Origin of the sequence: Paenibacillus uliginis N3/975, from assembly GCF_900177425.1 — a bacterium.
Classification (GTDB): domain Bacteria; phylum Bacillota; class Bacilli; order Paenibacillales; family Paenibacillaceae; genus Paenibacillus_AQ; species Paenibacillus_AQ uliginis.
In genome coordinates this window covers 4,448,340-4,462,743 of record NZ_LT840184.1, presented here as the reverse complement: position 1 = coordinate 4,462,743, position 14,404 = coordinate 4,448,340, and the positions used below count along the sequence as shown (strand labels likewise).

Sequence of the window (14,404 nt, the reverse complement as noted above, 5' to 3'; positions counted from 1 at the left end):
TTTTGGGAGAGGGTGATGGAATACATGAATTCAATACAGCAAAAAGATTTTGTCCGGAATAGTGGAGCTATATTGCTCGGGGTGATGGGGGATCCGATCATTCATTCTAAATCCCCTGTCATGCATAATGCAGCTTTGAAGGCACTCGGTATTCCAGGTGACTATGTTCCTCTTCATATTAAGCCGGAAGGGCTAGAGGGCGCGGTTCAAGCCCTTCGTTCACTTGGCTTTCGCGGGGTCAATGTAACGATTCCGCATAAGGTAGAGGTTATGAACTACCTGGATATTATAGACGAAGGGGCTGCAAGGGTCGGAGCGGTCAATACGATTGTAAACGATAACGGCGTTCTCACCGGCTTCAACACGGATGGAATCGGATACGTCCGGTCATTGAAGGATGAAGCTTGTCCTGATTTGGCCGGCAAAAATATTGTTGTTCTCGGAGCAGGAGGTGCCGCTCGCGGTATCATACACGCTTTGACTTTTGAACAGCCAGAACATATATCCGTTGTCAACCGAACTGCCTCAAGGGCGAAGGAGCTTGCGGAAGAGTGGCGTTCGTTAGCCGATATTCGGGGATTGGCTGAAGCGGAAGCGAGAGAGGCTGTGAAGTCGGCAGATGTGTTAATCAACACGACTTCGGTCGGCATGCATCCGCATATCGGTGATCTTCCGCTATTGGCAGAATGGATTCCGGAAGGAATCGTTGTCAGCGATCTAATATATAACCCGCTTACAACCGAGTTTCTTCGGAGAAGTGAAGAAAAAGGCTGTACCACTCACGGAGGCCTCGGCATGTTCGTGAATCAGGGGGCTTACGCTTTCGAATATTGGACAGGACAGGCTGCCCCGGTTGAGATTATGAAGCAGACTGTGCTGAACAGTTTTCAGGAATAAGCAGGTCTCCAATAATAATTGCTTAAAGATACATCAAGCGCTAGAATAAAGGTTTCGGAACAGAGAAAAGCTTGAAATAGATGAAATTAAGGGAGTTATGACGAAGTATGTTAACAGGAAAGCAAAAAAGGTATTTACGGTCAATGGCGCATCACTTGGATCCTTTGTTTCAGGTAGGTAAGGGTGGAAGCAATGATCATCTGATCCGTCATATTTCTGAAGCGATTGAAAAGCGGGAACTGTTAAAGGTATCCGTGCTGAACAATTGTTTGGAAGATCCGCGTGCAATCGCGGCGGAATTGGCTGAAGGTGCTAAAGCAGAGCTTGTACAAGTGATTGGAAAAACGATCGTGCTGTACAAGGAATCGAAGGATAACAAAACGATCGAACTGCCTTAATAAAAGGAGGCGAACCGGATGAAGGTTGGTATTATGGGAGGTACGTTCGACCCCATCCATATCGGTCATATGCTGGCAGCAGAAGCTGCCCGGGACGTATACCAACTGGACGAAGTGTGGTTTATGCCAAGCCATATTCCTCCACATAAGCTGGAATCCGGTGCGACGGGACAGATGAGGCTGGAAATGACATCCGAAGCCGTATCCGGCCATCCGTCTTTTCGGACGCTGGACTTTGAAATTGAACGTGGAGGAGTATCATACACTGTAGATACGGTGATGGAACTTCGCCGGGCTTATCCGCATATAGAGTTCACATTCATCATTGGTGCGGACATGGTCAACTACCTGCCTAAATGGCACCGGATTGATGAGCTTGCCGGAATGCTTAATTTTATCGGAGTGAACCGGCCGGGATCCAGTTTGGATGTCAATTTGCTGCCTTCGTTTTTACAGAAAGTTGTCAAAATTGCAGATATGCCTCTTGTTGATATATCCTCGACCCTGATCAGGAAGAGGGTGGCCGCGGGCGAATCCATCCGTTATATGGTACCCGACCGTGTATATGATTACATTGTAAGGAGCGGAATCTATGGGATACAGTCGGGAACAGCTGATTGAGGCCGTATCATCCCAGATGCCCGAGAAGCGTTGGATACACACCAAGGGCGTCATGGAAACGGCGGTCAAACTTGCTGAACAGTATGGGGCAAATCCGGAAAAAGCGGATTTGGCGGCTATCCTGCACGACGTCGCTAAATATTGGCCTGTGTTAAAATTAAAAGAAGTGCTAGTGGATAACGGACTTAACGACGAGTTGCTGCAGCATGATAAACAGTTGTGGCACGCCGAAGTAGGCGCCTTTGTCGCAGAAAGGGATTACGGCATAACCGATCGGGAAGTATTGGATGCAATACGCTATCATACCTCTGGTCGTGCCCGAATGACTCTTCTGGAGAAGGTCGTCTGTCTGGCGGATTATATGGAGCCGGGAAGGGATTTCCCAGGCGTGAATAATATTCGCGAACTGGCCAACCATAGCCTTGAAGAGGCGCTTGTAGCCGGATTCGATTCGACGATAAGTCTCTTGGTATCTCGCAAGCAGATCATTTATCCACTGACCGTACTGGCTCGAAATGACTTAATAAAGCAATTGGAGGCGAATTCATGACGATAAGTCCGAATGAATTGTTAAATGCGGCCGTAGCGGCCGCTGAAGATAAGAAAGCGATGAATATTGTGGCTCTTGATTTGAGAGGAATCTCTCTTGTAGCCGATTACTTTGTTATTTGTCACGGTAACTCCGATACCCAGGTTCAAGCGATTGCAACCGAAGTGCGCAAGCGTGCTCAAGAGGTCGGCGTGACGCTTAAAGGTATCGAAGGAATGGACGCTGCCCGCTGGGTGTTGATGGATCTTGGCGATGTAGTAGTTCATATATTCCATCGCGATGAGCGTGAATATTACAACATTGAACGTCTGTGGTCTGACGCTAAAGTGGTGGAGAACGTATGAGCCTGATCGCCGGTACGATCGTGGAGTTGGAAGTAACCCGTGAAGTATCGCCTTACGGTTATTTTTTGAACGGCGGCGACAGAGATGTGCTTCTCCATTACTCTGAGCTTACCGGGAAGGTAGAGCCTGGAGATACGGTTGAGGTGTTTATATTTTTTGATACGGAGGATCGGCTCGCAGCTACAATGAAAAAGCCGTATCTCACATTGGGTGAGACAGCCAAGCTAATGGTAGCTGACGTTCATCCGCGCCTTGGCTGCTTCCTCGAGATGGGGCTGGGCCGTCAACTGCTGCTTCCTATCCGTGAACTACCTGAGATGAGAGAGCTTCATCCCCAGGTAGGTGATTATGTATTCGCCATGATGGAACACGATAAGCAAGGACGGCTCCGTGCCAAGTTGGCCGGAGAACAGGAGCTTGCGCCCCTTGCTTTTCATGCACCCGATGCTTGGCTCAACCAATGGTTTACAGCACTTGTGTACAAGCCTCTTCAGATGGGCACGTTCGTTATAGTAGACGGTGGCGTGCTTGGTTTTGGAGCTATTGGGATGATTCATTCTTCCGAGCGTACGCGATTAATGCGTCTCGGAGAAGAAGTTCGTGTTCGTGTCAGTCATATACGTGAGGACGGCCGTGTCAACTTATCGATGGTGCCGCGTAAAGAGATTGGGATGACAGATGATGCTGATCGGCTGCTAGCGTTTCTGAAGGAACGTCCGGGTGGAGCCATGCCATACTCTGACGCAACGCCGCCAGATATTATTAAGCAGCGTTTCGGCATCAGCAAATCAGCCTTTAAACGGGCCCTAGGTAAGCTGATGAAGGACGGGCTGGTTACACAGAAGGAAAATTGGACCTATCTTGCTAAGGAAAATGAGGAGAACTCGGAACCCAGTGTAGAGGGCAATAAATAAGGAAGCCTTAAGAAAGTGGTGTCATCATGTTGTCTTACCGCAAATTTGCGTACGTTTACGATCAACTTATGGAGGACATGCCTTATCCCGATTGGATCCGGTTTGCGCGGACAGCTTGGGAAAAGTATGGTATGCCCAAAAGTGTGGCGGAGCTCGGATGCGGGACAGGCAGCATCACGATTCCGCTCGTGAATTCGGGATTTGAAGTAACGGGAATAGATCTGTCAGCCGACATGTTGTCGATTGCTCGCCGCAAGCTGGAGGGGACCCCTCAAGGGAATCGTCTGTTCCGTGAGGGGAGTGTTCGCTGGGTACAGCAGGATATGCGGGTATGGGAACTGCCAGAGCAGGTGGACTCCGTCATTTCTTTTTGTGATTGCATTAATTATTTACTTGAAGAAGACGACATTCGAGCTGTGTTCGCCCGTACCTATAGCGGTCTGAAGGATGGGGGCTCGTTCCTGTTTGATGTGCACCATCCGAACACCTTGATTCGTTACGATGAGGAGCAGCCCTTCGTTCTTGATGATCATAAGGTCTCATATATTTGGACATGTGCTCTGGATGAACTCCGCTGTGAAATTGAACATCATCTATCTATTTTCGCGCGTGATGAGAATGACCGATCGGTATACCGCCGTTTCGAAGAAACGCATACGCAGCGCGGCTACGATCCAGAGTGGATGAAGGTGGAGTTGACCAAAGCCGGATTCCGTGATGTGAAATGTTATGCAGATTTTGAGTGGGTTGAAGCTGGAAGCGATGCACAAAGGCTGTTCTTTGTAGCTGTCAAATAATAAATTACAGACTCAGGACTGTTTCAGCGTAGATATTCTACGAAGGAACAGTCCTTTTTGCTTTGGGGAAGTCGTGTGTTCTTCTTGCATGGGAAACTCTTTTTTGGCGGTCTATTTGATTGTGGTTAAGATGCCGTATCAAGGCCGTAGGTTTGCTTGAAAACCTGTGTTAGACTATACCCGCATCAAACTGAAAACGATTACAGTCTGTAGTAACCCGGAAGTGAAGTCGAATGATGGTGACGGATAGCTAAACTACAATCAAATAGGTCTGTTTACAGTAAGCTACTTTCGAGTAAAGAAGGGTGGAAACGACGATGAAATGGTCTGTGTTTACAGTTGCAACCCCTGATTTGAATCCGGAGGAGTTGGCCGCAGCTGCGCATGAGGCTGGAGTTGAAGGAATAGAATGGCGCTTTAAGGAAATTCCGGAGGACGTCCTTCAGGAGGGGCCTTCATTTTGGCGCCACAATCGCTGCTCTATCGATCCAAGAGGTACGGAGGAGGACTGGTTGAGGTTTGACAAGGTAGCCAAGGAGTACAATCTTCGCAGCATAGCCGTTGTACCTTATCTGACTTGTGGTGATATTGAAGGCACAGAGCGGGTGATGAAGGCAGCCAAGCTGCTTGGAGCTTCCTTTATCCGGGCGGGTATACCTGGCTATGATAGAAGCGAGACCTACCATGATCTTTATAAGCAAGCCGTACGTTATCTGGAATCCGTGGAGCGACTGGCTGCGGACTACGGTATCAAAGCTCTTGTAGAAACCCATCACAAAACAATTGCGCCTAGCGCTGGCTTGGCTCATAAGCTGGTTAGCCACTTTGATTCTCGACATGTCGGTGTCTTATATGATCCCGGAAATATGGTTCATGAGGGTTATGAAAATTTTAGGATGGGCTTAGAGCTTCTTGGTCCTTATTTGGCCCATGTTCATGTGAAAAATGCCGGTTATCGAATGACGAAGTCAGAGAACGGCCGTAACACGGAATGGATAGGTGAGTGGGTACCGCTCTCCCATGGCATCGTTTCATGGCCTCAGGTTATTGCGGATCTGAAATCCGTTGGTTATGACGGATACTTAGGAATTGAAGATTTTAGCGGAACATATCCTTCCAAAGAAATGTTGAAACATTTTGTGCAACAAATGCAAGAATGGACCAAGTAAAAATAATATATAGATTGAACTAAAGAAATGGAAGTACTTCAACGGAGAAGGCGGAATTATTTTGGAGAAACGAAGAGGTCGCCTTTGCCCCCGTATTTCAACAATTGTATAAATACATAAAAGAAATCTGGGGGCAACAGCGATCGGAAGAATAATCCGCATTCGTAGTGATGATCAGGCTGAGAATCTTTAATGCAACTTATATAGCAGAGAACATATAAACATTTTACGAGTATAATTCACTTTTTTAACAAAAGGGAGGTACAACAATGGAAGAAGTAAGAATTGGCGTCATCGGTTTGGGTATGGGCTTTAGTCATGTGAGAACCTTGGCAGCGGGAAAAATTCGTGGAGCGTCTCTTACGGCAGTATGTGACGTAAAAGCAAGCAAGCAGGACATGGCTAGAGCCGAATTACCGGATACAGTAAAAATATGGGACGACGCCGAGGCGATGCTGTCATCTGGTGAAATCGATGCTGTCATCATTGCGACGCCCCATTATGATCACCCGTCGGAAGCTATATTTGCTTTTGAGCAGGGCCTACATGTACTGATTGAGAAGCCTGCCGGCGTTCATACAAAGCAGGTGCGGGAGATGAATAAAGTTGTGGCCGGGAGCGGCAAAGTATTCTCGATTATGTACAATCAGCGCTGCAATCCGCTTTACCAAAAGCTTCGCGAGCTGATTGCTTCTGGGGAGCTTGGGGAAATCCGCCGTACGAACTGGATTGTTACCCACTGGTACCGTTCGCAAAGCTACTATGATTCGGGCGGCTGGCGCGCGACATGGGCAGGTGAAGGCGGCGGGGTTCTCATTAACCAGTGTCCGCATCAATTGGATTTATGGCAGTGGATTACCGGAATGATGCCTGTCCGGATGAGAGCTTTCTGTTCCTTCGGCAAATATAGAAATATCGAAGTAGAAGATGATGTGACGGCTTATGTGGAATATGAAAACGGTGCGACAGGTGTGTTTATTACGACGACGGGCGAAGCACCGGGAACGAATCGCTTTGAGGTTACAGGAGATCGGGGCAAAATCGTTATAGAAGATGATAAGATAACGTTTTGGCGGCTGCGGGTGTCCGAAACGGAGTTCAACCGTGAGTATACCGGTGGCTTCGGGGAGCCGGAATGCTGGAAGTGCGAGATTCCAGTCTACGGAGACAATCCTCAGCACAGCGGTATTATACAAAATTTCACGGATGCCATATTAAATGGTACTCCGCTTATTGCACCGGGTGAGGAAGGCATTAAAGGTCTGACTTTATCCAATGCGATGCATTTGTCTAGCTGGACCGATGATTGGGTGGATATCCCTATGGATGAAGATTTGTATTACGAGCTCCTGCAGGAGCGCATTAAAAATTCGACCTATCAGAAGACGGTGAAAGAAACAGGACCAGTAGATATGTCAACCACCTTCGGTTAAAGACACTATGATGAATGATGATCACTAACAGCCTTGGGCAGTTATCGAATTCGAGAAGGATGATCAAATGAATCGTAACAACGGTATGCTTTACGCCCCTGCCGGTAAATCTAAGCCGGTCGTCGAGCCGGGAGAATTCGTCATTGCAGCGATGTCTCTGGAACACGGTCATATATACGGAATGTGCAATGGATTGGTGGAGGCGGGGGCAACACTAAAATGGGTATATGATCCCGATCCGCAGAAAGTGAAGTTGTTTTGCCAAAGATATCCTCAGGTACGTGTAGCTTTTTCAGAAGCTCAGATTCTGGAAGATTCGGAGGTTCAGCTTGTCGCCGCGGCTGCTATTCCGTCTGAACGTTGCAGTCTGGGACTGGAGGTTATGTCCCATGGCAAAGATTATTTTACGGACAAAACACCATTTACGACGCTGGATCAGGTCGCGGCAGCAAGGGCAAAAGCAGAGGAAACGGGCCGAAAATATATGGTGTATTATAGTGAACGACTTCATGTCGAGAGTGCTATTCACGCCGGAAAGTTAATACAGGATGGCGCTATCGGCCGTGTTATACAGGTGATGGGCACTGGACCCCACCGTCTCAACGCCCCATCTCGTCCTGACTGGTTTTTCCGTCATGAACAATACGGGGGCATTTTGTGCGATATCGGCTCTCATCAAATTGAGCAGTTTTTGTTTTATGCAGGATGTAAAGATGCCAAGGTGATGAGCAGCAAAGTGGCCAATTACAACAATCCGTTGTATCCGGAACTTGAGGATTTCGGAGATGCAACGTTAATTGGTGACAACGGGGCAAGTCATTATTTTCGCGTGGACTGGTTTACGCCGGACGGTCTTGGCACTTGGGGGGATGGAAGAACATTTATTCTTGGAACGGACGGATATATCGAGATGCGCAAGTATATCGATGTGGCAAGGGATTCGCAGGGAGATCATCTTTACTTGGTCAACCATGAAGGGGAATATCATATGGAACTCAAGGGAAAGGTGGGATATCCGTTCTTCGGGGAGTTGATTGTTGACTGCCTGGAACGGACGGAACGGGCCATGACGCAGGAGCATGCTTTTAAAGCGGGGGAATTATGTATTGTTGCACAGAATGAAGCCGTTCGTATTCAGTAATTGTATCCGTTATAATAAAGGAATACCTAGGATCAGAAGGGGCAGACTCTATGAAACCGGTGTCCTTTATGAATGAATTGAATGGGCAACTCCAGCTCCACCAACCGTTCGATTTTCATTATCGCAACGATAAACCGATGGCTAGCGGTGAATTTCATTCACATCCATTCTATGAAATATTTTATTTTCACGAGGGAAAATGTACATACTTGATCGGGGATAAGATTTATGTTCTGAAGCCAGGTGATCTTCTCTTAATGAATGGTTTGACACTGCATTGTCCTCATGTGGAACCTGATGCCAGGTATGTCCGGAGTATTGTTCATTTTGATCCCGGATTTGTGGGCCGGTGGCTTCAACCCGCCGCATTTTCTGCCTTATTAAGCCCGTTTGAAGAGCTGAGCAACTACCGGATTACGCTTGAGGGACCAGAGAGAGCTGAATTCGAAGGCATTATGATAGAGCTGGAACGTTTGACATCTACAGGCGCTCCGCAAGAACGAAGAATGCTGAGACTGATTGACATGATGTGTTTTATTGCTGATCTTTGCCGCACTGCTGTGAATCATAAAGAATCTTATCCGGAAAAAGAGCGCCATATCCAGCAAGTCATCACCTTCGTGGAGCAGAATTATATGAAGGATCTTAGTCTCGAAGAAATTGCTCATTCGGTACATTTAACAAAGCACTATTTATCATCCTTATTTAAAGAAGTCACTGGAACAACGGTATTTAAATATGTATACAGCCGAAGAATCAATCAGGCAAAAATGCTGCTCTGGCTTCATCCGAATCTGACTGTAACCGAAGTGTGTTACGCTGCGGGGTTTAAACATTTGGCTCATTTCAGCCGCATGTTTAAGGAGATGGTCGGCCTGACACCGGAAGATTACCGTAACAGCAGGTTATCTTCATTGACTTAACAGCCGATGTTCGATATAATATCGTCATTAAAATCGAATATGATACGATGATGAGGATCAGTAGTTTCTAACCCGATCACATAGAGAGCCGGCGGTTGGTGCAAGCCGGTTGACGAAGGAAATGAACTCACCTCGGAGTAACGATGTTAACCCGGTTTAGACAGCTTACACGGTAAGCGTTAATGTCAGGCCGATGAGTCATCGTCGTCTCACCTGCGATAGAGGTGCAAAGTGAGTTGAAGGCAAAGAATGCCTTTGGCTAACTAGGGTGGTACCACGGGAATCAAACCTCTCGTCCCTAGCGTCGTACGCTATGGATGATGAGGTTTTTTTGTTTGGAGGCGCACGGTCATACACCGCGTGCCTGACTGCGAAGGAGGAGCTGGAAAGTATGAGTGAAAATCAACAAACAGGCCACGGCTATCAGCCGCAGGCTATCGAGCCGAAATGGCAGCAGTATTGGGATGAACATAAAACGTTTAAAACGCATGAAGATCAGTCGAAACCGAAATTTTATGCGCTGGATATGTTCCCATATCCGTCAGGTGCAGGTCTGCACGTAGGACATCCGGAGGGTTACACGGCAACGGATATTGTAGCCCGTTTCAAACGGATGCGTGGATTCAATGTACTCCATCCGATGGGCTGGGATGCATTCGGCCTTCCTGCTGAGCAGTATGCGATGGACACTGGTAAACATCCGCGTGAATTTACAGTGCAAAATGTCGATAACTTCCGCCGGCAGATCAAGTCACTCGGTTTCTCCTATGACTGGGATCGTGAGATCAGTACTACGGATCCTGAGTACTATAAGTGGACACAATGGATTTTTATCCAATTGTATAAAAAGGGTTTGGCTTATGTTGCGGAGATACCAGTAAACTGGTGCCCGGCGCTGGGCACGGTTCTCGCTAATGAAGAAGTGATTGACGGCAAATCCGAGCGCGGCAATCATCCTGTCATCCGCAGACCGATGCGTCAGTGGATTTTGAAGATTACAGATTATGCTGAGAGATTGCTGGAGGATTTGGAGGAGCTGGATTGGACCGAAAGCATTAAAGATATGCAGCGTAACTGGATCGGGAAATCGACCGGTGCAGAAGTCCGCTTCGACATCGCTGGCCACGATCAGCATCTGACCGTATTTACGACTCGTCCGGATACGCTGTTCGGTGCAAGCTACTGTGTGCTGGCACCGGAGCATGAACTGGTGGAACGAATTACTACGGAAGAACAGAAGGATGCTGTAAAAGCTTATCAGGAGCAGGCAGCACGTAAGAGCGATCTGGAGCGTACGGATCTGGCAAAAGACAAGAGCGGGGTGTTTACTGGAGCTTATGCAGTGAATCCGGTAAACGGAGCTCAAGTACCGATTTGGATTGCAGATTATGTGCTTGCAGGTTACGGCACGGGTGCTATTATGGCCGTTCCGGGCCATGATAGCCGGGACTGGGAATTTGCGAAGCAGTTCGGTCTGGACATTATTGAAGTCGTTAAGGGAGGAAATGTGGAGGAAGAGGCGTACGCCGGTAGCGGAGAACACGTCAATTCTGATTTCCTGAACGGATTGGATAATGAAGCAGCTATCCAAGCTATGAACGAGTGGTTGGAGAAGAACGGCAAAGGTGAGAAAAAGGTAACCTACCGTCTGCGAGATTGGTTGTTCAGCCGTCAGCGTTACTGGGGTGAGCCGATTCCTATTCTTCACCTGGAGGACGGTACTATGAAGACCGTACCGGAGGATCAGCTTCCACTGCTGCTGCCGGATGTGGATCAGATCAAACCATCAGGCACGGGAGAATCTCCGCTTGCAAATGTGACGGAATGGGTCGAAACGATTGATCCTGAGACGGGCATGAAAGCCCGCCGCGAGACCAATACGATGCCGCAATGGGCTGGAAGCTGCTGGTATTATCTGCGTTACATTGATCCTGATAACCATGATGAACTGTGCTCCAAAGAGAAGCAGAAGGCATGGTTGCCGGTTGACCTGTATATCGGCGGTGTTGAACACGCGGTACTCCACTTGTTGTATGCCCGTTTCTGGCATAAGGTATTGTACGACCTGGGGGTTGTGGATACGAAAGAGCCGTTCCAAAAGCTCGTCAACCAGGGTATGATTCTGGGTAACAACAACGAGAAAATGAGTAAGTCGCGCGGCAATGTTATCAATCCGGATGATATCGTCAATGAATACGGTGCGGACACACTGCGTGTCTATGAAATGTTTATGGGGCCGCTTGAAGCGACCAAACCGTGGAATACGAATGGTGTGGAAGGAATGCACCGTTTCTTGTCCCGCATCTGGCGTCTATTTATCGGCGAGAACGGCGAGCTGAATTCCAAGATCGTAGATGGCGAAGGAACCGATGAGTTCAAACGTACCTGGCATAAGACGATCAAGAAGGTTACTGACGATATGGAACATCTGCACTTCAACACGGCCATTAGTCAGATGATGATCTTCATTAACGAAGGCTACAAGGCTAATGAATTGCCGCGCAAAGCGATGGAGAACTTCGTGCAAATGCTGTCTCCTCTCGCACCACACTTGGCCGAAGAGCTTTGGAGCCGTTTGGGTAACAGTGATAGCGTGACTTATGTGCCATGGCCGGAATTTGATGAAGCTTGGACTGTGGATGCAGAAATCGAAATCGTTATCCAAGTAAGTGGTAAAATCGTAGACCGGGCTAAAATCTCTAAAGATATGGACCAAGAAGCGATGAAAGAATATAGCCTCTCCCTTCCAAATGTCAAGCAGGCGCTGGAAGGAAAGAGTATCCGCAAGGTGATTGCAGTGCCGGGTAAACTGGTCAATATCGTGGCCGGTTAACCGTCTTTCCGAAGGCAATGTCCAGTTTCGCCAGATCCTCCTCATATTTTTCATGTGTGGTGTTGATCAATTGGTGGAACAGACCGTCCAACCTGTTTCCGAGAAGGGACAGCGCTTGAGCGGTAATGCCTCCGGGAACAGCCACTCTCTCTTGAAGCTGTTCAGGAGAGAAACCTTCCTCCGTAAGCAATTTGCCGGTTCCGAGTAGCATTTCTCCGGCAAGTGCATTGAGCGTAGGACGGTCGGCTCCGGTCATTTCGACGGCGGCATCAATCCATTTTTCCACAAAAAAACTCAAAAAAGCAGGCCCGCAGCTGGAAAAATCGGATGTAATCCGTGTGTGTGATTCCAGAACCGGGGTGGGCCTGCTAATCGAAGACAGGAGGCTTTCCAAAAGCAGCCTGTCTTCTTCTTTTATGCGTGATCCATAAATACATAAGGATGCGCCGCTTCCAGCTTGGTTGGTGATGCTCGGTATAATTTTCGCCACCTTGCAGGGAAGCGCAGATTCCAGATGAGACAGCTGGACGGGACTCGTAATAGATACAGCGATTTGAGAGATGTGGACTTGCTCTTGGATCTCGTCGATGACAGTTTTGAACTCACCGGGCTTAACGCACAGAAAAAACAGATCGCTCTTTGACGCAGCTTCCGTATTACTTCTACATACGATCAGGCCAGGGTGACGGTCTGACAGCTCAAGTGCTTTGTTCAGCGTGCGGTTGCTGATCCGGATTTGCTCAGGCTGTAGAGCACCCGCTCGTATGAAGGAGTCGATCAAAAGACTGCCCATACTTCCCGTACCGATAAAACCGACCTTCATGTGTACGTTCCCTCCTTTCGCGCTTTACGGCAATAGGATGCCGTGTTCATATCGTTAATGTATGCGGCTTAGCCGTCAATTGATGACCGTTTTGGGGAGGATTACAGAATGAGAGCGCTGTAATGTTCGTTTATATTCATCGGACGGGTATTCCGTTCGGGATCGGAGTGATTTTTATGAGACGATTACCGTTAGGATTGAGTGTTACGACGGTTTTGATAGGCTGTGGACTTATCCTGTTTGCCGGAGGCAATCAGGGTGGAATACAAGGATGGAAACCGCTGAATGCTGAGATCGAAGAGGTGCTTGGGATGCAGGAGCCGGATTCACCGAAGTCCGTTCCCACGAAGTCTGTACCCATGGAGGAAGCGGTCGAAAAGGGAAATGACGATTCTAATGTCCAAAGACAACACGGGGTGAAAGAAACGCCTGCACCCGCCTCTGTGGAATCCGAAGAGCCGGTTAAGCCAGTTATCGAAGCTTCAAAACCTGCTGCCGAAGACGTTCAATCTGCGGAGAAAGTGAGTGAAATGCCTGCGGCTGAAACTTCCGGTAAAATTAACATCAATACGGCAGACGCGGCAGCGCTTATGGATTTACCGGGAATCGGTGAGAAGAAAGCCCAGGCTATTATTGATTACCGGACTAAGCACGGTCCGTTCCGCACTGCGGCTGATCTTCTAGAAGTGAAAGGCATCGGCCCGAAAATGCTGGAGAAAATGAAGCCTTACGTAGGTTTTTAACCCTGTGATACAATGAAATTAAATAAATTTTACGAAACAGGTGAGCTATGAAATGAGTACGGATCAACGTAAAGACTGGGACACCTATTTTATGGATATTGCATTTATGGTGTCTACACGTTCGCAGTGTTCCCGGCGCCACGTCGGAGCGGTGCTTGTACAGGGGAAAAAACTGCTCGGGACTGCTTATAATGGAGCTCCGATGGGCGTTCCGGACTGCTCTGAAGCGGGTTGCATGATTGTAGAAGACTATGAACTTGTTATTCATGATGATGGTAAAGAAGAAATGGTCAAAAAACAGCGCTGTGTCCGAACGATTCATGCCGAGCAAAATCTGTTGCTGTTTACAGACCGCAATGACCGTGAGGGAAGTACCGTTTATGTGACGGATGAGCCGTGTTGGACCTGCGCTAACATGCTGGCGAACAGCGGAATTACAGAAGTCGTATTTCACAGGTCTTACCCGAAGGATACGGAAAAGGTAAGCCGTATGATGGAACAGAAGGGAATTTTATTCCGTCAATTGTTCCAATATGATCCGCCGAGGGAGACGCTGATGACGGTGTCGGATTAACCCAGTACTATATGAAGTTGGAAAGCTAATTATTATATAAGAGGTTGTTCAAAAAGTCCGCTTTTGATCACGAAGTGAATCAGGAAGTGGGCTCGGCGTCGAATCTTGAATTCAGCCGTTCCTAAGCAAATGCTTACGAAGTATGTTTCCTCCGGAAACATCTCAGGTGCTCACGTACCCAAAACAGATGATGCTTCCGAAGACGTTTTCTACGAAAACGTGCAGCTCCGCTCCTCAGTCCCTA

The 14,404-nt window shown here is 48.0% G+C and carries 15 protein-coding genes and 1 other annotated feature; of the genes, 14 read left to right on the top strand and 1 reads right to left on the bottom strand.

The window, feature by feature from the left end; translation table 11 throughout:
* Window positions 1-24 precede the first annotated feature (24 nt).
* From aroE to leuS, 12 genes are all read left to right on the top strand, one after another.
* The gene (gene aroE / locus B9N86_RS21270; RefSeq protein WP_208915144.1) at window positions 25-897 is read left to right on the top strand and encodes a shikimate dehydrogenase; all 873 of its coding nucleotides are present in this window, start codon (window positions 25-27) and stop codon (window positions 895-897) included.
* Between the two features lie 107 nt (window positions 898-1,004).
* Window positions 1,005-1,295, top strand: a complete 291-nt coding sequence (gene yhbY, locus B9N86_RS21265) for a ribosome assembly RNA-binding protein YhbY (protein ID WP_208915143.1) — start codon at window positions 1,005-1,007, stop codon at window positions 1,293-1,295.
* Between the two features lie 18 nt (window positions 1,296-1,313).
* A complete protein-coding gene (locus B9N86_RS21260; protein WP_208915142.1) occupies window positions 1,314-1,916 on the top strand; it encodes a nicotinate-nucleotide adenylyltransferase in 603 nt (200 codons plus the stop codon).
* Complete coding sequence (yqeK, locus tag B9N86_RS21255) at window positions 1,888-2,466, top strand: bis(5'-nucleosyl)-tetraphosphatase (symmetrical) YqeK (protein WP_208915141.1); 579 nt, start codon at window positions 1,888-1,890, stop codon at window positions 2,464-2,466. The genes B9N86_RS21260 and yqeK overlap by 29 nt, the downstream gene beginning before the upstream one ends.
* Window positions 2,463-2,810: a ribosome silencing factor gene (rsfS, locus tag B9N86_RS21250; RefSeq protein WP_208915140.1), complete on the top strand. Its 348-nt coding sequence runs from the start codon at window positions 2,463-2,465 to the stop codon at window positions 2,808-2,810. Before yqeK ends, rsfS begins: the two co-directional genes overlap by 4 nt.
* On the top strand, window positions 2,807-3,724 hold the full coding sequence (locus B9N86_RS21245; protein ID WP_208915139.1) for a CvfB family protein: 918 nt from the start codon (window positions 2,807-2,809) through the stop codon (window positions 3,722-3,724). Before rsfS ends, B9N86_RS21245 begins: the two co-directional genes overlap by 4 nt.
* A gap of 26 nt (window positions 3,725-3,750) precedes the next feature.
* Window positions 3,751-4,521 (top strand): class I SAM-dependent DNA methyltransferase, encoded by a 771-nt coding sequence (locus B9N86_RS21240; protein ID WP_208915138.1) that lies wholly within the window; start codon window positions 3,751-3,753, stop codon window positions 4,519-4,521.
* A gap of 317 nt (window positions 4,522-4,838) precedes the next feature.
* Complete coding sequence (locus B9N86_RS21235) at window positions 4,839-5,690, top strand: sugar phosphate isomerase/epimerase family protein (protein ID WP_208915137.1); 852 nt, start codon at window positions 4,839-4,841, stop codon at window positions 5,688-5,690.
* Between the two features lie 269 nt (window positions 5,691-5,959).
* On the top strand, window positions 5,960-7,123 hold the full coding sequence (locus B9N86_RS21230) for a Gfo/Idh/MocA family protein (RefSeq protein WP_208915136.1): 1,164 nt from the start codon (window positions 5,960-5,962) through the stop codon (window positions 7,121-7,123).
* Between the two features lie 67 nt (window positions 7,124-7,190).
* Entirely contained in the window at window positions 7,191-8,264 is a 1,074-nt protein-coding gene (locus B9N86_RS21225) for a Gfo/Idh/MocA family protein (RefSeq protein ID WP_208915135.1), read from the top strand.
* 68 nt (window positions 8,265-8,332) lie between these two features.
* Entirely contained in the window at window positions 8,333-9,187 is an 855-nt protein-coding gene (locus tag B9N86_RS21220) for a helix-turn-helix transcriptional regulator (RefSeq protein WP_244562782.1), read from the top strand.
* A gap of 38 nt (window positions 9,188-9,225) precedes the next feature.
* Window positions 9,226-9,490: a binding site (T-box leader), on the top strand.
* Window positions 9,491-9,578: 88 nt separating this feature from the next.
* A complete protein-coding gene (gene leuS / locus B9N86_RS21215; protein ID WP_208915133.1) occupies window positions 9,579-12,020 on the top strand; it encodes a leucine--tRNA ligase in 2,442 nt (813 codons plus the stop codon).
* Here leuS and comER read toward each other — a convergent pair.
* A complete protein-coding gene (comER, locus tag B9N86_RS21210; RefSeq protein WP_208915132.1) occupies window positions 12,001-12,843 on the bottom strand; it encodes a late competence protein ComER in 843 nt (280 codons plus the stop codon). The genes leuS and comER overlap by 20 nt on opposite strands.
* A gap of 176 nt (window positions 12,844-13,019) precedes the next feature.
* On the opposite strand from comER, the gene B9N86_RS21205 reads away from it, so the two are divergent.
* Together B9N86_RS21205 and B9N86_RS21200 are read left to right on the top strand one after the other, a co-directional pair.
* Window positions 13,020-13,586 carry a ComEA family DNA-binding protein gene (locus tag B9N86_RS21205; RefSeq protein WP_208915131.1) on the top strand — a complete coding sequence of 189 codons (567 nt, stop codon included), beginning with the start codon at window positions 13,020-13,022 and terminating at the stop codon, window positions 13,584-13,586.
* A gap of 52 nt (window positions 13,587-13,638) precedes the next feature.
* Entirely contained in the window at window positions 13,639-14,160 is a 522-nt protein-coding gene (locus tag B9N86_RS21200; protein ID WP_208915130.1) for a deoxycytidylate deaminase, read from the top strand.
* The last annotated feature ends 244 nt before the right edge of the window (window positions 14,161-14,404 follow it).

What these genes read in the sequence shown, in the direction of transcription:
- aroE (WP_208915144.1), top strand. Translation starts at nt 25, where the DNA reads ATGAATTCAATACAGCAAAAAGATTTTGTCCGGAATAGTGGAGCTATA.
- yhbY (WP_208915143.1), top strand. Translation starts at nt 1,005, where the DNA reads ATGTTAACAGGAAAGCAAAAAAGGTATTTACGGTCAATGGCGCATCAC.
- B9N86_RS21260 (WP_208915142.1), top strand. Translation starts at nt 1,314, where the DNA reads ATGAAGGTTGGTATTATGGGAGGTACGTTCGACCCCATCCATATCGGT.
- yqeK (WP_208915141.1), top strand. Translation starts at nt 1,888, where the DNA reads ATGGGATACAGTCGGGAACAGCTGATTGAGGCCGTATCATCCCAGATG.
- rsfS (WP_208915140.1), top strand. Translation starts at nt 2,463, where the DNA reads ATGACGATAAGTCCGAATGAATTGTTAAATGCGGCCGTAGCGGCCGCT.
- B9N86_RS21245 (WP_208915139.1), top strand. Translation starts at nt 2,807, where the DNA reads ATGAGCCTGATCGCCGGTACGATCGTGGAGTTGGAAGTAACCCGTGAA.
- B9N86_RS21240 (WP_208915138.1), top strand. Translation starts at nt 3,751, where the DNA reads ATGTTGTCTTACCGCAAATTTGCGTACGTTTACGATCAACTTATGGAG.
- B9N86_RS21235 (WP_208915137.1), top strand. Translation starts at nt 4,839, where the DNA reads ATGAAATGGTCTGTGTTTACAGTTGCAACCCCTGATTTGAATCCGGAG.
- B9N86_RS21230 (WP_208915136.1), top strand. Translation starts at nt 5,960, where the DNA reads ATGGAAGAAGTAAGAATTGGCGTCATCGGTTTGGGTATGGGCTTTAGT.
- B9N86_RS21225 (WP_208915135.1), top strand. Translation starts at nt 7,191, where the DNA reads ATGAATCGTAACAACGGTATGCTTTACGCCCCTGCCGGTAAATCTAAG.
- B9N86_RS21220 (WP_244562782.1), top strand. Translation starts at nt 8,333, where the DNA reads ATGAATGAATTGAATGGGCAACTCCAGCTCCACCAACCGTTCGATTTT.
- leuS (WP_208915133.1), top strand. Translation starts at nt 9,579, where the DNA reads ATGAGTGAAAATCAACAAACAGGCCACGGCTATCAGCCGCAGGCTATC.
- comER (WP_208915132.1), bottom strand. Translation starts at nt 12,843, where the DNA reads ATGAAGGTCGGTTTTATCGGTACGGGAAGTATGGGCAGTCTTTTGATC.
- B9N86_RS21205 (WP_208915131.1), top strand. Translation starts at nt 13,020, where the DNA reads ATGAGACGATTACCGTTAGGATTGAGTGTTACGACGGTTTTGATAGGC.
- B9N86_RS21200 (WP_208915130.1), top strand. Translation starts at nt 13,639, where the DNA reads ATGAGTACGGATCAACGTAAAGACTGGGACACCTATTTTATGGATATT.